The organism is Pedobacter ginsengisoli (assembly GCF_002736205.1).
GTDB classification, from domain to species: domain Bacteria; phylum Bacteroidota; class Bacteroidia; order Sphingobacteriales; family Sphingobacteriaceae; genus Pedobacter; species Pedobacter ginsengisoli_A.
Map to the genome: position 1 here is coordinate 685,149 of NZ_CP024091.1, position 23,882 is coordinate 709,030.

Annotated in this window: 21 protein-coding genes; 13 read left to right on the forward strand and 8 right to left on the reverse strand. The window is 35.6% G+C overall.

Annotated elements, in window-relative coordinates; translation table 11 throughout:
* Positions 1 to 10 precede the first annotated feature (10 nt).
* Positions 11 to 1,222 carry an IscS subfamily cysteine desulfurase gene (locus tag CPT03_RS02800; protein WP_099437415.1) on the reverse strand — a complete coding sequence of 404 codons (1,212 nt, stop codon included), beginning with the start codon at positions 1,220 to 1,222 and terminating at the stop codon, positions 11 to 13.
* Between the two features lie 125 nt (positions 1,223 to 1,347).
* On the opposite strand from CPT03_RS02800, the gene mce reads away from it, so the two are divergent.
* The 8 genes from mce (at position 1,348) to CPT03_RS02840 (ending at position 6,955) form a co-directional block, all read left to right on the forward strand.
* Positions 1,348 to 1,749: a methylmalonyl-CoA epimerase gene (gene mce / locus CPT03_RS02805; protein ID WP_099437416.1), complete on the forward strand. Its 402-nt coding sequence runs from the start codon at positions 1,348 to 1,350 to the stop codon at positions 1,747 to 1,749.
* Complete coding sequence (locus CPT03_RS02810) at positions 1,731 to 2,039, forward strand: hypothetical protein (protein WP_245869955.1); 309 nt, start codon at positions 1,731 to 1,733, stop codon at positions 2,037 to 2,039. Before mce ends, CPT03_RS02810 begins: the two co-directional genes overlap by 19 nt.
* Before the next feature lie 84 nt (positions 2,040 to 2,123).
* The gene (locus CPT03_RS02815; protein ID WP_099437417.1) at positions 2,124 to 2,372 is read left to right on the forward strand and encodes a type B 50S ribosomal protein L31; all 249 of its coding nucleotides are present in this window, start codon (positions 2,124 to 2,126) and stop codon (positions 2,370 to 2,372) included.
* Between the two features lie 72 nt (positions 2,373 to 2,444).
* A complete protein-coding gene (locus CPT03_RS02820; protein ID WP_099437418.1) occupies positions 2,445 to 3,617 on the forward strand; it encodes a putative sugar nucleotidyl transferase in 1,173 nt (390 codons plus the stop codon).
* A 9-nt stretch (positions 3,618 to 3,626) separates the two neighbouring features.
* Positions 3,627 to 4,388, forward strand: a complete 762-nt coding sequence (gene tpiA / locus CPT03_RS02825; protein ID WP_099437419.1) for a triose-phosphate isomerase — start codon at positions 3,627 to 3,629, stop codon at positions 4,386 to 4,388.
* Positions 4,388 to 5,224 carry a 50S ribosomal protein L11 methyltransferase gene (gene prmA, locus CPT03_RS02830; RefSeq protein ID WP_099437420.1) on the forward strand — a complete coding sequence of 279 codons (837 nt, stop codon included), beginning with the start codon at positions 4,388 to 4,390 and terminating at the stop codon, positions 5,222 to 5,224. Before tpiA ends, prmA begins: the two co-directional genes overlap by 1 nt.
* A 5-nt stretch (positions 5,225 to 5,229) precedes the next feature.
* On the forward strand, positions 5,230 to 6,588 hold the full coding sequence (locus CPT03_RS02835) for a UDP-N-acetylmuramate--L-alanine ligase (RefSeq protein ID WP_099437421.1): 1,359 nt from the start codon (positions 5,230 to 5,232) through the stop codon (positions 6,586 to 6,588).
* Positions 6,589 to 6,625: 37 nt separating this feature from the next.
* Entirely contained in the window at positions 6,626 to 6,955 is a 330-nt protein-coding gene (locus CPT03_RS02840) for a helix-turn-helix domain-containing protein (protein ID WP_048906616.1), read from the forward strand.
* Between the two features lie 4 nt (positions 6,956 to 6,959).
* On the opposite strand, the gene CPT03_RS02845 is transcribed toward CPT03_RS02840, so the two are convergent.
* The 4 genes from CPT03_RS02845 to CPT03_RS02860 all read right to left on the reverse strand — a co-directional run bounded on the left by CPT03_RS02845 (position 6,960) and on the right by CPT03_RS02860 (position 12,442).
* The gene (locus CPT03_RS02845) at positions 6,960 to 8,081 is read right to left on the reverse strand and encodes an N-acetyltransferase (RefSeq protein ID WP_099437422.1); all 1,122 of its coding nucleotides are present in this window, start codon (positions 8,079 to 8,081) and stop codon (positions 6,960 to 6,962) included.
* A 69-nt stretch (positions 8,082 to 8,150) separates the two neighbouring features.
* Positions 8,151 to 8,285, reverse strand: a complete 135-nt coding sequence (locus CPT03_RS23225; RefSeq protein WP_262497712.1) for a hypothetical protein — start codon at positions 8,283 to 8,285, stop codon at positions 8,151 to 8,153.
* 436 nt (positions 8,286 to 8,721) lie between these two features.
* Positions 8,722 to 11,673, reverse strand: coding sequence for a two-component regulator propeller domain-containing protein (locus CPT03_RS02855; RefSeq protein ID WP_245869956.1), 2,952 nt, complete (start codon positions 11,671 to 11,673; stop codon positions 8,722 to 8,724).
* Entirely contained in the window at positions 11,663 to 12,442 is a 780-nt protein-coding gene (locus tag CPT03_RS02860) for a LytR/AlgR family response regulator transcription factor (RefSeq protein ID WP_099440989.1), read from the reverse strand. Before CPT03_RS02860 ends, CPT03_RS02855 begins: the two co-directional genes overlap by 11 nt.
* A gap of 190 nt (positions 12,443 to 12,632) precedes the next feature.
* Here CPT03_RS02860 and CPT03_RS02865 point away from each other — a divergent pair, with 190 nt between their 5' ends.
* Together CPT03_RS02865 and CPT03_RS02870 are read left to right on the forward strand one after the other, a co-directional pair.
* Positions 12,633 to 13,343, forward strand: a complete 711-nt coding sequence (locus CPT03_RS02865; RefSeq protein ID WP_099437424.1) for a ferritin-like domain-containing protein — start codon at positions 12,633 to 12,635, stop codon at positions 13,341 to 13,343.
* 18 nt (positions 13,344 to 13,361) lie between these two features.
* Positions 13,362 to 14,207 carry a ferritin-like domain-containing protein gene (locus tag CPT03_RS02870; RefSeq protein ID WP_099437425.1) on the forward strand — a complete coding sequence of 282 codons (846 nt, stop codon included), beginning with the start codon at positions 13,362 to 13,364 and terminating at the stop codon, positions 14,205 to 14,207.
* 92 nt (positions 14,208 to 14,299) lie between these two features.
* Here CPT03_RS02870 and mqnC read toward each other — a convergent pair whose 3' ends face one another.
* On the reverse strand, positions 14,300 to 15,424 hold the full coding sequence (mqnC, locus tag CPT03_RS02875) for a cyclic dehypoxanthinyl futalosine synthase (RefSeq protein ID WP_068889664.1): 1,125 nt from the start codon (positions 15,422 to 15,424) through the stop codon (positions 14,300 to 14,302).
* A gap of 115 nt (positions 15,425 to 15,539) precedes the next feature.
* Between mqnC and CPT03_RS02880 the strand changes: the two genes are divergently transcribed.
* The gene (locus tag CPT03_RS02880; RefSeq protein ID WP_099437426.1) at positions 15,540 to 16,784 is read left to right on the forward strand and encodes a M16 family metallopeptidase; all 1,245 of its coding nucleotides are present in this window, start codon (positions 15,540 to 15,542) and stop codon (positions 16,782 to 16,784) included.
* Complete coding sequence (locus tag CPT03_RS02885; RefSeq protein WP_099437427.1) at positions 16,777 to 18,051, forward strand: M16 family metallopeptidase; 1,275 nt, start codon at positions 16,777 to 16,779, stop codon at positions 18,049 to 18,051. Before CPT03_RS02880 ends, CPT03_RS02885 begins: the two co-directional genes overlap by 8 nt.
* Before the next feature lie 24 nt (positions 18,052 to 18,075).
* Here the strand turns inward: CPT03_RS02885 and CPT03_RS02890 are convergent, their stop codons facing one another.
* Both CPT03_RS02890 and CPT03_RS02895 read right to left on the reverse strand, forming a co-directional pair.
* Positions 18,076 to 19,971 (reverse strand): DUF3857 domain-containing protein, encoded by a 1,896-nt coding sequence (locus CPT03_RS02890; RefSeq protein ID WP_099437428.1) that lies wholly within the window; start codon positions 19,969 to 19,971, stop codon positions 18,076 to 18,078.
* Positions 19,972 to 19,973: 2 nt separating this feature from the next.
* The gene (locus CPT03_RS02895; RefSeq protein ID WP_099437429.1) at positions 19,974 to 21,977 is read right to left on the reverse strand and encodes a DUF3857 domain-containing protein; all 2,004 of its coding nucleotides are present in this window, start codon (positions 21,975 to 21,977) and stop codon (positions 19,974 to 19,976) included.
* Between the two features lie 108 nt (positions 21,978 to 22,085).
* On the opposite strand from CPT03_RS02895, the gene CPT03_RS02900 reads away from it, so the two are divergent.
* Positions 22,086 to 23,843, forward strand: a complete 1,758-nt coding sequence (locus CPT03_RS02900; RefSeq protein ID WP_099437430.1) for an SGNH/GDSL hydrolase family protein — start codon at positions 22,086 to 22,088, stop codon at positions 23,841 to 23,843.
* Positions 23,844 to 23,882 lie beyond the last annotated feature (39 nt).

The following is a 23,882-nucleotide window of genomic DNA, read 5'->3' on the forward strand; positions in this document are numbered from 1 at the left end:
ATACTTATCATTAGTGTTCAGCCCACTCAATTTTACTTAAGTCAATACCATCTTTAAACATTTCCCAAAGTGGAGAAAGGTCTCTAAGGTGGTTCACTGCTTTTTTGGTGTTTTCTATTGCATAGTCAATTTCTTCTTCTGTTGTAAAACGACCTAATCCAAAACGGATAGAAGAGTGAGCAAGATCATCCGACAATCCCAGGCTTTTTAAAACATAAGATGGTTCTAAAGACGCTGAAGTACAAGCAGAGCCAGATGAAACGGCAAGGTCTTTCATAGCCATCATTAAACCCTCACCTTCAACATATTTGAATGAAATGTTGGCAACATGAGGTAAGCGGTGTTCAACGTTACCATTTACATAACTTTCTTCCATTTGAGCTAATGAGGATTCAAGTTTATCTCTTAAACCAGATAAGCGTTTAGCTTCACTATCCATCTCTAAACGACAAAGTTCACAAGCTTTACCAAGACCAACAATACCAGGTACGTTCAATGTACCCGAACGCATACCACGTTCGTGGCCGCCGCCATCCATTTGTGCGGTAACCTTAACCCTTGGATTTTTACGACGTACGTAAAGTACACCTACTCCCTTAGGACCATACATTTTGTGAGCAGAAAATGCCATAAGATCAATGCCATCAGCATTTACATCAACAGGGATTTTACCAACTGCCTGGGTAGCATCTGTCATAAATAATGCGCCATATTTATGAGCAATTGCAGATATTTCTTTTATTGGTTGAACAACGCCTATTTCATTGTTTCCATACATAATGGTTACAAGAATCGTTTGATCAGTCATTGCTGCTTCAAGTTCCTGAAGATCAATAAGGCCATCTTCTTTAACCTTAAGATAAGTAACCTTTGCACCAGATTTTTCCAGATGTTTACAAGTATCTAATACAGCTTTGTGTTCAGTTGTAGCAGTAATGATATGATTACCCTTATCCTGATACATCTCAAAAACACCTTTTATTCCAAGATTGTCGGCCTCTGTAGCACCCGAAGTAAAAATGATTTCTTTTTCTGTACAGCCAATTAATTTGGCTACTTGTTCACGTGAGTAATCAACAGCTTCTTCAGCAACCCACCCAAAGGCATGATTACGGCTGGCAGCGTTACCAAACTTGTTAGTGAAATAAGGTAGCATTGCTTCTAAAACCCTGGGATCTAGTGGGGTAGTGGCATTATTATCTAAGTAAATAGGAAGTTCCATCGTTTTTGTTTATTCTTATTAATAAGCAAAGATACGAAAAAAGATTACCAACAATTATAATTAATACCTATGATGGTATAGTTAAAACTTGCATTTTTACATTTATTTAACTCATTAAATGGTTTATGAAGCAGATTGAGCATATTGGTGTTGCCGTAAAAGATCTTGATGTCTCTTGTAGTCTGTACGAAAAGTTACTGGGAACTTCGTGTTATAAAAAGGAAGAAGTAAAATCTGAAGGTGTAAATACCGCTTTTTTTAAAACCGGAGTAAATAAGATTGAGTTACTTGCTGCTACCTCACAAGATAGCCCAATAGCTAAATTTCTCGAAAGAAAGGGAGAGGGCATACATCATATAGCCTTTGAGGTAGATAATATTGAATTGGAAATGAAAAGATTAAAGCACGAAGGTTTTGTGTTACTTAATGAGCTACCTAAACAGGGAGCTGATAACAAATTGGTCTGCTTTGTGCATCCAAAGGGTACTAATGGAGTTTTGGTTGAGTTATGTCAGGAAAAAATATAGTAATGGATCAGCTGGCTCCACTTTATAGTATTATAAGTAAGGATTTTGAAATAGATGAATTAACTACTGAAGCTTTAATAAGGGAACGGTTGGTAGAAGCATTTGCATATTTACTTGATAACGATATTTCAAAGATGATGAATATACTATACCGTACTGACGTTGATGAGGTTAAATTAAAAAAGCTGTTAATTAGTAACTCCGAACTGCCATCTGCAGAGGTGATCGCTGATGCCTATATTGCAAGGCAAAAGGAGAAAATAGAAACACGTAAAAAGTATAGTAGATAATTTTTCAACACTTATTTGTTTCTAAAAAATAAAATCACGATATTTGCATCCTTAAAAATAAGCGACACATAAGTATATAACAATATGAAAAAAGATCTGCATCCATCAAACTATAGATTTGTAGTATTTAAAGATATGTCTAACGAGTATTCTTTTTTAACCAAATCTTGTGTAGATACTAAAGAGACTATTCAATGGGAAGATGGTAACGAATATCCTCTATATAAATTGGAGATTTCTCATACTTCTCACCCTTTTTATACTGGTAAAATGAAATTGGTTGATACTGCTGGTCGTATCGATAAATTCAAAACTCGTTACGCTAAAAAGTAATTATACCAAAATAAAAAATTATTTTAAAGTCCCGATGCTGTTGCTTCGGGACTTTTTTTATTTTTGTGGCTTATGATGATCAACTTATTTGATGATAGTGCATGGACATCCCTCCGGCCACTATCTTTCACACGGCCAGTTGCTGATCTCCGAATAGGGATTTTAACTATCGCTCAAAAGTGGGAAAAGCATTTAGGTGCCGAATCCGGATTCTTAACAATAACCTATCTGGCCCAAAAATTTCGTCTGTTATCCGGTGCTGAACTATTTATCAATGGATCAATATGTCCTGATGAACAGTTGTTGGAAGCCATAACCAATCTAAAAGACGGGCAGTGTTTAAAGAAGGACGACCTTATAATTGCATATAAAACAAATACTGGTGATTTGGATATCCATATCACCGCTAAGCTCCAGGCTATTCCATATCCCGGAGATTTTATCAGGGTCTCTGTTCCGGAAGATATCTTTAGGTTCAATGATATTGAACTTAGAAAAGATTTTACCTTACTTACAAAAGGAAGGAGCTCCGTTGCTTTAAGTAATACAAATACTTTTATTGGCGATAATATTTTTGCAGAGGAAGGAGCTTCAGCCGAATGCTCATCATTTAACAGTTTAAATGGCCCCATTTATCTTGGAAATAATGCGTCGGTTTGGGAAGGCTGTCACATAAGAGGATCTTTTGCTTTATGCCATGATTCTCAAATTAAGATGGGAGCAAAAATCTACGGGCAAACTACCATTGGACCTTATAGCAGGGTTGGTGGGGAAATTAACAATGCTGTTATCTGGGGTTATTCATCAAAAGGACACGAAGGGTACCTGGGTAATGCAGTTATGGGGCAGTGGTGCAATATCGGTGCTGATAGTAACAACTCTAACCTCAAAAATAATTATGCTGAGGTAAGGTTATGGGATTATGAAAAAGAAAACTTTCGTAAAACAGGTTTGCAGTTTTGTGGTTTAATTATGGCCGATCATGCTAAATGCGGTATTAATACTATGTTTAATACCGGTACTGTGGCTGGTGTAAGTGCTAATATTTTTGGACCAGGTTTCCCCAGAAATTTTATTCCTGATTTCGCCTGGGGCGGGGCACAGGGCTTTGAAGTTTATAGCTTAAATAAAATGTTTGAAACCGCCGTTAAGGTTTATGAACGTAGGAACTTAGAATTTAATACAATAGAACAAGATATTTTAACCCAGGTTTTTGAAGATACAAAGACCTACAGACATTTTTAATTAGAGATTATGAGAAAAAAAATAGTAGCCGGAAACTGGAAAATGAACTTGGATTATGCTGAAGGCATATCATTGTTTTCAGAAATTGTTAACATGGTTAAAGATGAAAAAAAGGGCAATCAGTTAGCTGTTATCTGTGCTCCATATATTCATTTGAATAGTTTAGCCAAACTGGGTGGTGATGTGGTAGGTATTGGTGCCGAGAATTGCCACGAGAAAGAAAGTGGTGCTTATACAGGTGAAATTTCTGCTAAAATGATAAAATCAGTTGGTTGTGGCTATGTAATAGTTGGTCACTCAGAGAGACGCCAATATTTTGGTGAAACTGATCAATTGCTTGCCCAAAAAACAGTTGCAGTATTACAAAATGATTTAACTCCTATTTTCTGTATCGGTGAAACTCTTGACGAAAGAAATGACGGCAGCTATTTCGAAGTTTTGAAATCCCAGTTAGAAAACGGAATATTTGGATTAAGTACTCAGGATTTTTCTAAAGTTGTTATTGCTTACGAGCCTGTTTGGGCTATAGGAACCGGCTTAACAGCATCGTCTGAGCAGGCTCAGGAAGTTCATGCTTTTATCCGTAAAGAGATTTCTGCAAAATACGATGCCGCAATTGCCGATAATACAACTATTCTTTACGGAGGTAGCTGCAATCCTAAAAATGCCGCAGAATTGTTTGCTCAAAATGACATTGATGGTGGTTTAATAGGTGGTGCTTCATTAAAATCAAGAGACTTTGTAGATATCGTTAAAACTTTCAATTCTTAATGCAATACATACAGGTTACTTTTAGCTTCACTGAGGTTCAGGAATATCAAAAGGATTTGCTGATAGATGAATTGGCAAATATTGGCTATAACACTTTTGAGGATACCGCTGATGGATTCGACGCATTTGTTGATCTTGATAATTACAATGAAGAGGCTTTAAAAGAAGTTATGATTCAGTTTGAAGGTGAACTTAAGTATAGTTATAGTGTTTCCGAAATTGCAGCAGAAAACTGGAATGAAGAATGGGAAAAGAATTTTGAACCATTAATCATTGATGATCAATGCTATATAAGAGCTACTTTTCATCAGCCACAACCTCAGTATCAGTATGAGATAGTTATTGATCCAAAAATGGCCTTTGGTACCGGGCATCATCAAACTACAACTATGATGATGCAATATATATTATCTGCAGATATTGAAGGCAAGATCATATTAGATATGGGCTGTGGAACAGGAATATTAGCCATTTTAGCTTCCAAAAGAGGAGCTAAAATGCTAACTGCGATAGATAACGATGATGTTTGCTACGAAAGCACACTAGAAAATTCTTCGCTAAATAATATTTCCAACATAGCAGCGCTTTGCGGCGGTAAAGAGAGTATTCCGGAAACCTCATTTGATATTATTCTTGCAAACATAAACAGGAATATCCTTATTGATCAGATTTCAAGATATGCTGAAGTATTAAAAGAAAATGGGAGTATTTTCTTTAGTGGATTTTATGAATCTCCGGATCTTGAAATGATATCTGAAACATGCAAAGAATTTGGTATCAATTATGTGAGTCATAAAAAGATTGGTGAATGGGTGGCTGCTCATTTTAAAAAATAAAAATAATGCGTATACATTTTATTGCTATAGGCGGCAGTGCTATGCACAACCTTGCCATTGCATTACATAGAAAAGGGTATCAGGTTACCGGGTCTGACGATGTTATTTTTGAACCCTCAAGTAGCAGATTGGATAAGCATGGGATATTGCCGAAATCTATGGGTTGGAATGAAGATAATATCACCGAAAACCTGGATGCAGTTATCCTGGGTATGCACGCTCTTGTTGATAACCCTGAATTGTTAAAAGCCCAGAAATTAGGATTAAGGATATATTCTTATCCTGAATACATTTATGAGCAAACTAAGGATAAACTTCGTGTAGTAATAGGAGGTAGCCATGGTAAAACAACCATTACCTCAATGATACTTCATGTACTTAACTATTATAAGAAAGATTTTGATTATTTAGTAGGAGCTCAGTTAGCTGGTTTTGATACTATGGTTAAAGTAACAGATTCAGCGCCTATTATTGTTATTGAAGGAGATGAGTATTTAGCATCACCTATTGATCGGAGACCGAAATTTCACCTATATAAGGCAAACATAGCCGTAATTAGTGGAATAGCATGGGATCATATTAATGTCTTTCCTACTTACCAGGACTATACCAGACAGTTTGATCTTTTTATAGATACAATTCAACCAGATGGAAAATTAATATTCTGTAAGAAAGACAATGATCTTAATGCAATAGTCGAAAATTCTAATGCCCCAGTTGAAAAGATTGGATATGAAATTCCTGATCATGAGGTCAGAGACGGAGTAACTTACTTATTGCCGGGTGAAACTGCATTAAAAATATTTGGCGATCATAATTTGATGAATCTTAACGCAGCCAGACTAGTATGCCAGCAATTAGCTATCTCTGAAGAAGAGTTTAATGTAGCGATCGCTTCCTTTACTGGTGCAGCCAAAAGATTAGAGCTTTTAAATAGTTCAAACGAGACAAATGTTTATAAAGACTTTGCTCATTCTCCGTCAAAGTTAAAAGCAACAATCGATGCTGTGAAAACTCAGTTTGCTACACGAAAATTAGTTGCCTGTATAGAGTTGCATACGTTTAGCAGTTTAAATAAAGATTTTCTTACTCAATATGCAAATACTATGTGTAATGCAGATGTTGCAATTGTTTACATTGATGAAAAAACATTTGAGCATAAGAAAATGCAACCTTTTACAAAAGAACAAGTCCAAATGGCGTTTAACGATGATAATTTGCAGTTTTTTAATGATTTTGCTTTATTGGAAAGTTACCTGCAAAGCATAAATTTTTACCGTACTAACTTGTTATTAATGAGTTCAGGAAATTTTGGTGGACTAGATCTTACGAAATTGGCACGTGAGTTGAATACCGTATCCTAAAAAGAACAAACAACAATAGTACACCTAAATCTTAAATATGAATATCATTGGTAAAAACATTAGACAGCTACGCCAAAAAAATGGCTGGAGTCAAGGTGAAGTAGCAAAACGTCTAAATATTTCCATCCCTGCATTTTCAAAAATCGAAACTGGCATTACTGATATAAACATATCGAGATTAGCGCAAATCGCTAATCTATTCGAAGTTTCTACTATGGATATTATTTCGAAAGAGGGTGAAAATCCTCAATCTCTTAATTTTGAAGAAATCAATAGCTTAAAAGATAAACTTTCTCAGAGAGAAGAAGAGATAATTAAGCTTCAGAAAAAGGTAATTGATCTCTACGAAGAAATTCGCGAGAAATAAAATACTAAGAGAAAATTTTACGCATAGTCAGGTGTCGCTTTCCAAAAGTGGCACCTGTTGCCTGATGAATTGACAACATCTTATCGTTAAAATCGCCCACCCACGATAATTCCAATTCATCATACTGATTCAGTGGTAACACATACTCCTTTAATTTTATAAAAAGAGCAGATTCTAATCCATGTTTCTGATAGGCTTGTTTTGTACCCATTACAATAGCCCGCATTCTGTTTACGCCAACCCAGCGTTTGTAAACAAACTTTAGCTTTTCAATTAAGCCCAGCTTACCATTAAAGCCTTTAATCATCTGGTTTGCATCTGGTATGATAACTACAAAAGAAGCCGGTTCCCCATTAACGTAAGCAAACCAGATAAGTTTTTCGTCCATTATAGTTTCCATCATTTTAAAGCTTTCCAATAATGTTTCCTTTTTTATCGGGACAAAATTTTCAAAGTCTTTCCATCCGTCATTATAGATTTCCATAAGATCAAGAACATATTTTTCAGCATTCTTTTTAGAAAAATGTTCAAATGTATATCCTGGTTTACCCGCAACCCAATTGGCAATTTTTGTAAAGCGTTCAGGAAATGGATTTCTTACTGCAAGATGATTGGTTATCTGCTCGTATTCCTTCTCAAATCCATATTCCATAAAGAAATTATGATAATAGGGGTGGTTGTAATTCATCCCAAAAGAAGGTGGTGTAAAGCCCTCAACCAACAATCCCCAGAACGAATCATTCTCGCCAAAGTTTATAGGACCATCCATGGCTTCCATGCCATTTTCTGCAAGCCATAACTTTGCGGTGTCGAATAATTTAAAAGCGGCCTCTTTATCATTAATACATTCAAAAAAACCCATTCCACCAGTGGGTTGATCGTATTGAAAAGCTTTTTTCTCATTTATAAAAGCAGCTACCCTTCCTATTGGTTCCCCCTCATTATTCTTTAGTAGCCATCTCTGGCATTTTCCGTGTTTAAAGAAAGGGTTTTTGTTAGGGTTAAATATTGTATTTATATCCTGGTCTAGCGGACAAATCCAATTTTTATCGTTTTTATAAATAAAACGGGCAACTTCTAAAAAATCTTTACTGGTTTGTTTGTTAGATACAGGTACAATTGTCATGCTTGATGATTGGGGGTAAAATAAAAAGCATCCCAAAGGGATGCTCATAAACTATTATATTTTTAGATACTAGTAGTCGTCATCGTCATCGTCCGAACCAAAATTATCAAAAGTATCCAGATCATCTAATGGCATATCAAAGTCATCATCATCATCATCATCATACTTTTTCTTAGTAGTAGTTTCGTCTTGCGAATCTTCCATCTCATCTTCTGGATCCACTAATGGACTTTTCTTAATTGGTTTCTTTGGAGTTTTCATTACAAAAAATATAATTCCCTAAGGTTTTTATTTATGAGTTAAATTTACAAAAAATCTTTTTAAATCAAAAGAACGATGTTTTTTAAAGTTTTTCTGTATCTCAAAAGTAATATAATTAGAAATTCTGCGACGAATTTTTTTTAAAAAAGTTTAGGGCAAAAAAAAAATGGTAAAGCTATGAACTTTACCATTTTTTAACACACAAATGAAACCTGAATTGAGATATAGTTTTAGGTTAGGTAAAATATCTTTGATCAATTCTATAAGAACGCTTTTTACAAACTCTGTTTGTTTTAATATCTATAACAAGTTTAAAGCAAATTTTAAGACGATTAATTTTTAATTAGTAAGTGGTATAAAAAATTGAGTAAACGGTATTTTACCACTTTAAGGGGATAGCAATTGATACAAATGTGCCCGAATTACCGTTCTGTTTTATGTCCATCTGTATTGGATTTACTTCAACCCGATTTAATAGATTAATACGTTCACGTGTTAAGTCCATACCCTTACTTACGTGATGACCTTTTTTATCTCTCAAAGAATTGTCAATACCAATACCATCATCAATAATCTGAATCAGCAAGTGCTCATTACCTCTTAAATCTATATGTATATCTATTTTGCCACCTTCTTCCTTAGGCATTATCCCATGCCATATGGCATTTTCTATATACGGCTGAAGCAACATAGAAGGAATCAGGGTTTCTTCCTTATCAATAGCTTTGTTAAGTGTGATCGTATAGTTTAATTTACCTCCAAATCTTTTCTTTTCCAGGCTAAGGTAAAGCTCCAGATATTCAATTTCCTCTTCCAGCGTTATGAAGCTTTTTGTACAAATCTCCAGATTCTTTCTAATAAGTCTGGCAAAACCGGTTAATATTTTATTAGCTGAAGTGGTGTCCTTTGTATTTATATAATGTTGTATAGAATTCATTACATTAAATACAAAATGAGGATTCATCATTGCCTGTAAGGCTCGCTGCTCCAGCATCAGGATCTTGTTTTTCAATAGCAATTGCTCTTGCTCTTTATTTTTACGTCTTTTAGTTACAAAAACCGCTACTTTATAAAAAATAAAACATGCAAGCAGAAATGTAATTATAAGGAACCATGGTGTTTGCCAGAAATGACTTTTTAGAATAAAGTTAACCTTAGTTGGGCTACTCCAATCACTATTATTAGTTTTTGCACTTATTTCAAATACATAATCGCCGGGTTCCAGCGAAGAAAATTCAAGACGCCTGTTTTTCGTTTCCGTCCAGTTTGCATCCGATTTTAAACGGTATCGGTAAACAATATTTCTGTTCTGAAAATCAATAGCACTGTAGTAAAATGAAATATTATTGTCGGATGGATCGAGCGTATGATTTGCTGCGTTTATCCCAAGCTTTATTTTATTATTAATAATAGAAGATACAAATACTTTAGGTGGCTCATTAATGGTCTTAATCTTGTTTATCGAAAAATATACCAAACCATTGTTAGTAGCAAAATAGGCATAATCATCATCAATATATAATGAATTAACATCATCCTTAAGCAAAGCATTTGTAAATTCGAAGGTTTCTACCTGCGTTTTTTGGTCATTTAAAGAAACCTTATTAATGCCATTGTTGGTAATTACCCATACATCATTACCTTTTACAAAAAGTCTTTTACAAATATTATCTGCAAGTCCGTCCCTCTGGGTAATTACCTTTATTACTTTTCTATTCTTAATGAAAATAAGCCCATATCCATCAGTTGCCAGAACAAGTGTATCATTACTCAATTCCTTTATATCATTAATCCTTCTTGTTAAAAGACTGCTTTTTTCAAAATAACTATATAATGAACCATTAGAAAGTTCTGATAAACCGTTGATATTAGAGAACCATAAGTTTTGGCTCTTGTCAAAAAACACACAATATGCTCTATTATTGAAAAAATCAGTTCCCTGTTTAAAGTACAATGAGCTAAATTCATATTTGTCATCTTTGTAGGGCACTATAACCACACCAGATGATAAGGCTAGCGCCAAACTTTTATCTTTTGCTACACTAAAACTCTTAATTACAAACATCGAGTTTGTTGCCTCGCGCAGGTAATCTATTTTTCTGTTGATTGCATAAATATTGCTTATTCGGCCTAACCCATATTCCGAAGCAAAGTATATGGCTTCATTTGCAGTGTCTAAGCTAAGCTGTTTAATAATATTGTATGTCTTTTTATCAGGCAATGAAACCTTATTAACAGAAAGATCAGAGGGATCAATAATGTTAATGTTACCCTCATCTACTCCAAGCCAGAAACGATTTTTATTGTCTTTGATAACACTTTTTATAAGGTTACTGCTTAGCCCGTTACTTTGATCTACAATGTAAAGTCGTTCTTCGTTTTTAGGAAGCATGTAAATTCCATTATTTGTGGTAAACCACATATTTCCTTTAAAATCCTTTATTACCTGACTCGATGATATATTACTCAGATAGGTAGTTATTTTTCCGGAATGGTCAATAAAATATATTCCTGAAGCGTTGCTTATCCATACATCTTTGTTCTCATCTAAATAAAAAAAGCCGGGATCATTGTTTAGTAATGATGGATCTATTTTTAATTGGAAATGCTGAGCTCTTCCATTTTGAATATTAAGTCCGTTTTTATCAAGAAAAGCAAATGTTCTATCAGGCATGTTTAATCCCGACTTATAGTTTATTAGAAGTGTTTTATGAGGAATTACAGTAAACTCCGAACCATTAAAAGTTCTAACAGAACGATTACTGAATACCCAGATCTTCCCCGATTTATCTTCATGAACAAAGCTATTTATAAATTGGCGGTTACCATTGGCCGAGATATATTTCATTATAGACTTTCCATCCCAGGTCACCAAAACATTTTTGTTGGTACCAAACCAGATTTTGCCTTTGCTATCCTCAAAAAAGGAAACAATAACGGCATTAAATCTTAGTAATTTAAGCAGTTTATTGTTAGTTTCATTAAAGAACTTGCCATTAAAAAAATAGCTTAATTGTCCATTTAATGCTAAAAACCATATTTTGCCAGTTCTATCTTCTTTTATTTGTAAAATTTGATTGTCAGGTAAGCCATCATCCACAGAGTAATTTTCAAATACTTTTCCGTCAAATCTGCTAACCCCTGCATCGGTAGCTACCCAAATATATCCCTTTGAATCTTGGAGTGTATAAAAGCAGTTATTGCTTGGAAGCCCATCTTTGGTTCCAAAATGCTGAAGGTAAGTGCTTTGAGAATAGCCGTTTAAGCTAAGAAGTAATAAAACAATTAGTGTAATGCTGCTTATTGGCCAATTCTTTATTTTATTTATCACTATCAAAATTGGTATATGATTTAACCTTTTCCATAAAATCACTTGCACGCCTTCTGGAAACCGCAATTTTATCGCCAGTTTTTAGTATCAGCTCCAATCCATTTTTAGAATTGTACTCTCTTAAGTAATTCAGATTTACTATGCTCGATTTATGAACCCTAATAAACTGATGGGCAGGAAGAATCTCTTCATACTCCTTCAAAACTTTCGAGACAGTGATTTTATCCTTGTTTACTAAATGGAAAACAGAGTAATTACTATCAGCTTCGATATGAACAATGTCGTCAATACTTACCAAACTATATCCCTGTCCGTTAGGTAAGCTAATTTTTCGTGTTTCATTTTTCTCAGAAAGATTCACAGCCAGATTTTGCAATCCTTCATTTTTATTGTGTTCTGTTTTGCTAAGGGCAATATACTTGGTCGCCTTATTAACGGCCTCCTTAAGTTCATCAATATCTATAGGCTTAAGCAAATAATCCAGTGCATTTGCCTTAATTGCCTTTAATGCATATTGATCGTAAGCAGTAGTAAAAATCACATGCGTTTTGGAAGATTCTATCTGAGGTATTAAATCAAAACCATTCTCACCAGGCATGGCAATATCCAGGAAAATAAGATCAATTGTATTGTGAGCAAGCAGGTTGCGGGCTTCCCCAACAGATTTTGCTATGCCAGATATATGGATATTCTCACAGTTCTCCTGCAATAAAAAATATAAGGAGGAACGGGCAAACTCTTCATCGTCTACAATAATAGCATTCAGCACAGTAATATATTTTATGTATGGTGAATTTATTAAAAAAATGAACGATTGAAGAATATTTCTTTCAAACACCGAAAACCGAACTCATTTTTCTTTCGTAAGTGCAAATATAAGCAACAACTAAAACAGTAATCAATCCGGAGCCTTCGGCTTCAATAGAACCATTAAATAAAGGAACTCAAACTTAAGAACTATGAAAAATTTACAAGAACAAGAAAAGCAAGAATTGCTCCCAGCAGAAAGGAGTATTTTTACAGCCCCATTGCAACGCCGTTCTTTTCTGCAATTTGCAGGAGCGGGTGCAGCAACTGTAGCATTAATAGCTGCAGGCTGTAAAAAAGACAGACATGATCCTATGGTTCCTGGTGGTGTAACACTAAATTTTAAAGATGACTTTGGTGTATTGAATTATGCTTATGCTTTAGAGCAGTTAGAAGCAGCTTTTTATATTCAGGTTGCATCAAACCCACCATCAGGTTTTTCCCCCGCCGAAAAGCAGTATTTTCAGGATATACAATATCATGAAATTGCACATAGAGAGTTTTTTAAGAAAGCTTTAGGTGCAGCAGCAATAGGAAGTTTAGAAGTTGACTTTTCAAGTATAAATTTCACAGATAGAGCAAGCGTTTTAGGTGCAGCAATGGCTTTTGAAGATTTAGGTGTTGGTGCTTATAATGGTGCAGGTGTGCGTTTAACAACAGATGCTTACTTGGTTGCGGCAGGTAAAATTGTTTCTGTTGAAGCACGTCATGCGGCATATGTACGCGATCTGATTTCAAATGGAACTTTTGCTTCCAGTCCGCAAGTAGATGCAAATGGATTAGATAAAGCCTTAACACCTGATGTAGTTCTTGCAGCAGCAGGAAAATACATTAAAACTAAAATTACTGTAACTAACCTATAACCTAAAACTTTAGAAAACATGAATATTGTAAATATATTAGAAGAAATAGAAAAAGTAGACGGTGAGATCTATGAGAGATTAAATCCGAGAAGATCTGCAATGAAGGATTTTTATAACATGGGTAAAAAAGTGGCTTTGGCAGCAATGCCTTTAGCTTTAGGATCTATGTTTACAAAAGCTTACGGACAAAGTACACCAACTGCGGTAGTTGAAGTTTTAAATTTCGCATTGACACTTGAATACCTAGAGTATCACTTTTATAACCATTCACTTTTGGCCGCACCCGGTTTACTTACAGAGGGAACACCTGCGCATGGTGCAATAACTACTATCCGCGATCACGAATTGGCTCACGTAAATTTGCTTAAAGGAGCATTGGGCGCTGCGGCAAGACCTGCATTGGCCTATGCTGATTTTGACTTTACAGCAAAAGGTACTTTCCCTACAGTATATTCAGACTATAAAACATTTTTGGCGGTTGCACAGGCATTTGAAGATACTGGGGTAAGGGCTTACAAAGGTCAGGCCACTGTACTAAAGGGCAATGCTGTATTAACAACCGCATTACAGATCCATTCTGTTGAGGCACGTCATGCTGCGCATATACGTTCTATGCGTGCTGCACCGGCTGGTGGAGGTGTTGCAGTTAAACCATGGATTAGTCTTGGTGCAGGTGGTGGTGCAAACGATTCGGGTGTTCCTCAGGTGGATCCTGTTTATAAAGGCGAGGATCTCGATGTTCAAGCTGGAGTAACCATTACCGGTATTGCAACAGGAGTTTCAAAAGCAGCAGCGGTTGAATCATTCGACGAACCACTAGCAAAAGCAGATGTTCTAACAATTGCAGGTTTGTTCATTAAATAGCTTAAATCCCAATTAACACTTAAAAGAGTTGTTTAAGTTTAAGATAGGGAAGGAGACGAAAGTCTTCTTCCTTTTTTATTTACAATAAGATCTTAGTAGTTAATCACTTGTTCTTCCAGATGTTCTGGCAAATCACGGTAATTATACTGCTGGCCTCGTAACTGAGGTTCAAAACCAGCTTCTCTAATCGCATCCTGTATACCTTTAGCTGTAAAACGATGAGGAGCGCCTGCTGCCGAAACCACGTTTTCTTCAATCATAATAGAGCCAAAATCGTTTGCGCCAGCGTGTAAACATAGTTCCGCAACGCTTTTCCCAACGGTTAACCACGAAGCTTGTATGTTTTTCACATTAGGCAACATAATTCTGCTCAGTGCAAGCATTCTTATATACTCATCACCAGAAACATTATTACTAATACCCCTAAGGCGTTTTAACAATGTACCATCATCCTGAAAAGGCCATGGAATAAATGCCAGAAACCCTTTAGCATCAGCAGGCTTTTCACTTTGAACTTCTCTTATCCAAACTAAATGTTCAAAGCGCTCTTCAATAGTTTCAACATGCCCAAACATCATAGTTGCAGAAGTAGTAATATCAAGCTGATGGGCAGCACGCATTACATCAAGCCATTCCTGTCCACCGCACTTTCCTTTTGATATTAACCTTCTAACCCGGTCATTTAATATTTCTGCACCTGCGCCAGGTAACGAATCCATACCGGCTTCTTTAAGTGCTTTTAAAACTTCTGTATGAGAAATGCCTTCAAGTTTTGCAACATGGGCAATTTCTGGTGGGCCTAAAGCATGCAGTTTTAAATCGGGATACAGCTCTTTTAATTGTTTAAACAGATCAGCATAAAATTTTAAGCCCAAATCCGGATGATGTCCACCCTGTAATAACAACTGATCTCCACCTAACCTGAAAGTTTCTTCAATCTTTACTTTATAGGTTTCTATATCAGTTATGTAGCTTTCATCATGTCCTGGTCTTCTAAAAAAGTTACAGAACTTGCAATTTGCAATACATACGTTAGTAGTATTTACATTTCTGTCTATCTGCCAGGTAACCTTACCACTAGGTACTTGTTTCTTTCTCAATTCATTAGCAACATAAGCTAACTCAGCTGTAGCAGCATTATTGTATAAAAAAACACCCTCTTCCTTTGTTAAAAAGTCGAACTGTAAGGCCCTTTGTAGTAATTCGGCAGTATTCATTCCACAAACTTAGATAAAATTGATGCTTATATTTTCAATACAGTGCAATATTTTTAACAGGGTTCACAAATGCTAACTCACTTTTATCTAAGTTTGCCAGAATTATTTTTAATCTATGGTAGACTTTAATCGTTTTACATTACCAAACGGACTTCGCGTGCTTGTGCACGAAGATGATACAACGCCAATGGCGGTATTAAATATCCTTTACGATGTTGGCGCACGTGATGAGGAGCAAGACAGAACTGGTTTTGCACATTTATTTGAACACCTTATGTTTGGTGGTTCTATAAATATCCCTAGTTACGATGAGCCTTTGCAAAGAGTGGGGGGAGAAAATAATGCTTTCACCAGTAACGATATTACTAACTATTACATCACTCTTCCGGCTGTAAACCTGGAAACTGCTTTTTGGCTTGAAAGTGATAGGATGTTAAGTCTTGCCTTTTCAGAAAAAAGTTTAGAAACACAACGAAATGTAGTTTGCGAAGAGTTTAAACAACGTTATCTGAATCAGCCATACGGCGATGTATGGTTAAAATTAAGGCCATTGGCTTATAAAAAACACCCTTACCAATGGGCAACTATAGGACAGGACCTAAAACAGATTGAAGACGCAAAAATGGAAGATGTTAAGGCGTTTTTCAAAAAGCATTATAACCCTCAAAATGCAATTATGGTAGTGGGTGGTAATGTTAAAACCGAAGATGTTAAGATCCTTGCCGAGAAATGGTTTGCGCCAATCCCTGCAGGTGATAAATATAACAGAAACCTTCCTCAAGAGCCGTTGCAAACAGAAGAACGTAAAGAAACGGTTAAGGCCGATGTTCCTTTAAATGCTATTTATATGGCTTTTAAAATGCCTGCAAGACTAGATTCTGAGTATCAGAGTTTCGACCTGATGTCTGATATCCTTTCACAAGGGCAATCATCAAGGTTGTACAATAGTTTGTTAAAAGAACAGCAATTATTTAGTGATATACATGCATATGTTACTAGTAGTATAGACGAAGGGCTATTTGTTATTGAAGGAAAGCTTGTTCAGGGTGTAACTATTGAAGCTGCAGAGGCTTCAATATGGGCCGAGCTGACAAAACTTACTCAGCATGAAGTAACTGAAGAGGAAATTACAAAGGTGAAAAACAAATCAGAATCTATTATGGTATTTGCAGAAATGAGTCTTTTAGATAAAGCTATGAATCTTGCCTACTATGAGTTGTTGGGTGATGCAGAGGGCCTCAATACCGAAATAGATAAGTATTTAGCCGTTACCCCTCAACACATTCTTAAAGCAGCCAAAAATACCTTTGTAAAAGAGCAATGTTCAACTTTATATTATTTAAACGCCAAAGATGCTTAATCGTACACTAGCCCCGGAATCATTACAGGTTAATGAGATCAAATTTTTAGAGCCATTAACCCAACATCTTGACAATGGCATACCTGTTTTTACCATTAATGCAGGTAAACAGGAACTGGTAAGGATAGAGTTTATTTTCGAGAATGTAAACTGGGATGCCTCAAAACCATTACAGGCTGTAGGTGTTAGTCACTTAATAAACAATGGTACTGATAAACTTAGTGCTAAAGAAATTGCAGACAAAGTAGATTATTACGGTGCGTTTTTACAAACTGAATATGGTGCAGACCAATCTAGTGTAAAACTATATACCCTCAACAAACACTTGTCTTTGGTATTGCCTATTTTAAGATCAATCTTAAATGAAAGTATTTTCCCAGAGCAGGAACTTGCAATTTTTGTTCAGAACCAGAAGCAATCATTACAGGTAAATCTTCAAAAAAATGATTTCCTGGCCCGAAGACAATTCGCAAACTCAATTTTTGGCAATACTCCTTATGGGTCAAATATTGAAGCTGAAGATTATAATGCACTAAAAAGAGATGATCTGATTAACTATTTCAAAGCAGCATATAAACCCGAGAATTGTACAGTAATAGTTGCCGGAAAATTCGAAGAAAATGAGTTTGCTATTTTAAATAATGTTTTTGGAAATCAGTGGCAAAATACCGAAGCTTCAGTTATCAATAAATTTACTTTCGAAGCAAGCCCTAAGGGCGAAATTTTAATTGAAAGACCAGAAGCCATTCAATCTGCCATCAGAATGGGTGCTTTGAGCATTAGCAGAAATCATCATGATTTCCCCGGATTTCAGGTATTAAACTGTTTGCTAGGCGGTTATTTTGGATCAAGATTAATGGCCAATATTCGTGAAGATAAAGGCTATACTTACGGTATCGGCTCAGCCGTTGTTTCGTTAAGAGATGCAGGATACTTCTTTATTGCAACCGAAGTAGGTACGGAGGTATGCAATAATGCCCTTACCGAGATCGAAAAAGAAATTGATCTATTAAAAACAGAATTAGTTGCCAATCAGGAATTAGATCTGGTGCGCAATTACATGTTGGGTTCAATGTTAGGTAGTTTAGAAAATGCATTTTCTCATGCCGATAAGTTTAAGAATGTTTATTTCTCAGGACTTGATCATAACTATTACGAAAACTACATCAAAACTGTAAAAACCATAACTTCGCAAGAATTGAAAGACCTTGCTGGTAAATACTTAAACACCGATAACTTTACCAAAGTTATTGTGGGTAAGAAATAAAAATAAGGCTGTATTAATACAGCCTTATTCAATTTTAGCAAGAATACCTTTTTGCTTATCTGCCTGATAAATCTTTTTTGAAAAGGCTACATAATCATTGTATTTCTCTGGGGGGTATTTTTTGTTATTAATAGTCTTTGTACGGCTATAAATAAGATTGTTATCTTTTTGTACCACCTTGGCAGTATACTTACCAAATTCCGATTCAATCACAATATCTTTAGGCATAAATTCAACTTTATAGCCTTTTGGAATATTATAAATAATTTCATCTTCATCAGAATAACCATACTTAACATTAAAATACGTCTTCCGGTTTTCAATAGGGGTAACCGTGTTCTCTTGCCTGTTGGTCATATTTAAAGTCACAAACAGCTTATCTCCTCCTTTAGTTAAAATTTGAGAAGCTGTGAGGTCTACTTTTTCATTAAGTATTGCAGCCCCTTTATCCGGCTGATTAAAGCTAAATGAACTGATCTGCATATTTGGTATACTTAGCGAGTTCATTAAGCGTTTTCGCTGCTCAGTAGGCTCTATTAATGTCATTCTCAAATTATCTTCAAACTGAGCAAATCCATATTGAGTTTCAATATTAATATTAGCAGCGCCCTCCTCATCAAGATTAACCTTGGTTACACGTTTCTGATAATTATTGACCGGACTGTAGTATGGCGTTTGAGCTAATTTTCCACCAGCTTCAGTAACCAATAATACCGTTCTGTCCGAATTGTCATTACCTATATAACCGGCAGGTACAAATTGGCTTGTACACTCCAGCCATGTGGTATCTTTTTCAAGTGGAACACAAAGTATCATATGATTTGCCTGGTTTAGACTTGCAAATTTTTTATTCAGCGAAGGCATATCATTTCCTATTACCACAAGGTTCGATTTTATTCCGGCTTCCAGTAATAGTGCTTTCATGTAATTAGACAAAGCCTTACAGTCTCCATAGTTTACTGCTGCTACTTTATCAGCGGCAATAGGCTTATAGCCACCAATCCCTAGTTGCACGCCCACATATCTGGTGTTAGATTGAAGATAATTATATAGCACCCTTATTTTGTCTTTAGGAGAAGCCATACCTTTAATCAGGCTTTGAACTTTTACTTTTACAGATTCAGGCAATACCTGCGCTCCATTATTTAGGCCATAAAGCCAGGCTCCTAAACTTACCCAGTTTTCAATATTTGCTTTAGAGTTATCATATTCAAACTGATTTGGCGCCAAAGTTACCCAGGGGCTTACATTGGCAATGCCAGCACTCATTGGCTCATATTCAAGGGCTTTAACATGCTCACAGCTCCATCTGTATTGCATCTTATCTTTTACCTTTAAAGAATCAGTTTTAAGGCCTGTACTTTTCAGGTATTTGAAAGTCATAGTTTCGGGAATTGTAAAAGTATATTCCGATTTCTCTATTGCAGATCCCCAGGTACTTACAGGTTTCCATGAGGGATAAAAACGTATTCCGCTATAATCAGTACTGTAGCTGTATTCAATGGTGTAAGGATAGTTTGTGTATAAAAATTCAAGGAATTTAACCCTACTGTCTTCATATATTGAACCGTTCGAAACTGCACTTCTGTCTTTAAAATCACTCCCTTTGTATTCTTTAACCTTGTTGCCCTTACTGTCATATAAGGCGGCCTTTAAATTATAAACACTAGAAAATTTATCATAAAATTCATACATGTTCGATGCGCCTTCAGCACTCTTATTTAACAATGTTACGGCAATTTTATAATTGTAAACCGCATTCCCAGGATTCTTTACCTCATAAGTCTGACTCTCATATCTAACCACAGTCGAGGCATCCTTAAGTAAATCAGCAGGAATTTTACTTACATCATAAGCACCTTGCGCCTCAGCTTCTTTAATAAAAAACAAGCTAATAATAAAAAACATTAGTGTTCTCATCTTTAGCCCTTTTTAAGTACAATCTGTTCAGACTGCTTTCTTACTATATTTTTAAACAATTCTTTGATGTAATGATATTCTTCAGGAGAATAGGTGGATTTTTTAAATAATATCTTACTGCTAATCACCATTTTGCCAGGCTCACAGGCATATAGAAAAGTAAAAGATGCAGATTCCTCAGGCAATACAATTTTTTCATTCTTCGGAGCTTTATCAACCTGGTATTCTTTAGGGTAATCAATTGTAACCCTTACTGTCTCTTCTGTTGGGTAACCAAAATCTACGGGGAAGTTTCTCTCTTCCAATTTAAATGGATTCTCCTTGGTTCTTTCGTAAAGAAGTGGAGTAAAATAAATCAAATTTCCTGCCTCTTCCACATTGTCCTCAATATTAACATCCATAGTTTCAATAAGAGCTTCATTGAGGTTAGCGAGATTTTCGATTTTATAATTTTTGATACCTAAACCTGGTTTTTCGCTTTTATAACTTTTAAGGAAATCATCTTCATTCGAAGCAGACTGATAGGTATTTCTTCTGTTATACGCATCATAATTGGTAGTATTTAAAAACATTTTACCCGTAAGTTTATTCTCACCGTCAAGAGTAATAAAGTAGCTAACACTTTTTCTGCTAATTGTTGGGTCTTCAAGCGAAACCCACTCGGCTGTTTCATCAGTAAGACTTACCTTTAGTCCCTCATGGCACAGATTATCAAAAGCAATCATATCAGGTTTATGATTTTTGTCGGTAGCATCTAAAATGACCACTTTTTCGCCAATCTGAACACCAACAATCACATTGTTAAATTTGGTTAGCATAGGAAAACCAGGGTGGGCACCATTTGATCTTGTACTTAATAAAATAGGGAAGGCATTAACTTTAGCCTCCGATAATAAAGTAAGTAAGCACAAATTTATATCTGCAGAGTTTCCGCTTTTCTTCTCAAATATGTTTTTAGGGTTTGTTTCAGAAGTATACAGGTTAGATTCACCATTAAATTTGATGTTATTTTTCACATAGTTAAAAACTAACTGAACTATAGTGTCCTGATCGGTATTGGTTTTGATTATATCGTGCAGTATTGTTTTACTATAGCTTTTTCTATTTATAAATAAACCAAAGTTCTCCTCGTCTTTAAGCGCTTTAACAATTTTTGGCCATGTAGAGGTAACATCACGATAAACTTGGCCAGGAACTGTTATTGAACTCAATTCAAAACCAACTTTACTTACGTAATCTTCCATGGTTGTAATAAAATTCTCTTTCTTTAAACCCGGAACATTTTCAACCTGATAATGTAGTTTTAAAGAATTAGTATTTAAATTACCAGACGACGATACAAAGGTTTCATTAACTATCTCCTCTTTTGGATTTATAAACAGATACCCTCCACCTGTAATTTTGTATTTGTAATATTCTGGAATCCTGATTTCGTACTCCGAATATAACGTTGGAATTTCTTTCTGAAACCGCCATGATCTCAGGGTAAATATAAAGTCTGATTTGATTTTATATTTAAATTCAACTATTGATCCTTCTTTTACATTAGGCAACGCAAACTTTTCCAGCGTATAGTTCTTATCTTGTTTTTCAGAAAATTTCGATACTTTATTTAATTTGCTGGCAACAATTTTCCCTGCTTCAAGGTTATAAGTTGCGCCATCAACGTAATCAAGATTTTCCTTTCCGCCATTCTGTTTATAGAGTTGAATTTCAAGGTTTGCATAGTCATAGCCGGTTTTGTTTATGATTTTGTATCGGGTATGACGTTCAAAAACATAAATGAAATTGCCTGTTTTGGGGCTAAATTCAAACCAGCCCCTTCCAACATCAAATAAAGCTACTGCGGCGGCGGCAGAGTCTGCACCATTAACCTTAGTCTCAAATTCCTTAAGGTCAACTTTACCATATTTAAATGTCTTTGGTTTGGCTTCTTTTTCTTGTGCGTTAGAATACAGATTCGCTACTAAAAGCAATCCGAATAGAATAGATTTTATCACATTCATGAGCGTATAATTTATTGGGCAATAATAAGATTATTCTGAAAAAGAAAGGTGAACAAATAGAATATTATTTTTTTGATAATTAATCTATTTGTAGGATATCTTTACATTATGAACCATAAACTAATATATCTATCCGTTTTTCTTCTAATTAGTCAATTAAGTTTTGCCCAGGATAAAACTAAATACAAGATATGGAACCCTGCCAACGATACTTTGAATGTTCTGGAAGGACAGGGATGGCCAAAAAAAGTAAAAGATTATTATGATCGTCTGCCGGCAAAAGCAGAAGGTATTGTTCGTTCAGATGTATGGAACCTATCAAAGAATAATGCAGGCCTAAACCTGCGTTTCCGTACGAATTCAGATGAAATAATTGTAAAATATGCTGTTAAAGGCAGTTTACAGATGCCTCACATGCCTGCAACAGGTGTAAGCGGAGTTGATCTTTATGCTAAAGATAGGGATGGCAACTGGCTATGGAGTGCTGGTTCTTTTTCTTTTGGTGATACCATTACTTATCGTTTTAGGAATCTGGAGCAGGTTAACAATCCAGATCGTGAGTACACGCTGTACCTGCCATTATACAATTCCCTAAAATGGATGGAGATTCGCGTGCCAGGCGAAAAATCATTTACACCATTACCACTGCATCAGGAAAAACCAATAGTAGTGTATGGTACATCGATAGCACAAGGTGCCTGTGCAACCAGACCTGGTTTAGCATGGACCTCTATATTGCAGCGTAAATTGGATCAACCGGTAATTAACCTTGGCTTTTCAGGAAATGGCCGACTGGAAAAAGAACTCATAGCCCTGCTTACAGAAATTGAGGCTAAATTATACATACTAGATTGTTTGCCTAATCTCACTGGCATAACCAGCGACGATCTGATGGCACGCATTGAAACCTCAGTGCTTCAGTTGCAAAACAAAAGGCCGGGTGTTCCAATTCTGTTAACAGAACACGATGGATATACCGACGAACTTATAAGCCCCAAAAGAAAAGCAGACTACAATAATCCAAATATTACCTTAAATGATGCATTTAAGCAATTAAAGGCAAAAGGGATAAAAAACATATACCTGTTAACTAAAAACGAAATAGGTCAGGATATAGAAAGTATGGTGGATGGGGTACATCCCAATGATGTAGGTATGATGAACTATGCAAATGCATACCAGAAAATCATAAAAGAAATATTTAACCAACCACAAGGTAATGTAAGTACAGCTAAACCAATTACCCAGTATCGTGAATTACCAGGGTACGATTGGGAAAAAAGACATAATGAGGTATTAAATTACAATAAAACAAATCAACCTCAATTGGTTTTTATAGGCAACTCCATAACACATTTTTGGGCTGGACAACCTTCAGCTCATATTGCCAGAGGTGCCAGCTCGTGGGATAAATATTTTAAAGCTAAAAATCCTGTAAATATGGGTTTTGGCTGGGATAGGATTGAGAATGCGCTTTGGCGCGTTTATCATGGTGAACTGGATGGCTTTGCGGCTAAGCAAATTGTATTAATGATAGGTACAAACAATTTGCAATTTAACTCTGATGCCGAAATAGCTGAAGGATTAAAAACCCTTATAACAGCGATAAAGGCAAGACAGCCCCAGGCAAAAATTCTTGTACTTGGCATATTGCCGCGCAGAGAAATGGAAAGCAGGATAAGTAAACTAAATTTACTGTACGCTAAAACGGCCCTCAATTTAAAAGTTCAATATGCCGATGCCGGAAACCTTCTGCTTAATACCCACAAAAAAGTAAATGAAGAACTTTTTACAGATGGATTGCATCCAAATGCACAGGGTTACGAAAAACTTGGATCTTTTATTAATAAACAGATTGCCAATTGAAATTTTACGCAACCGTTTGTGTGAAAAAAACATTTCAAG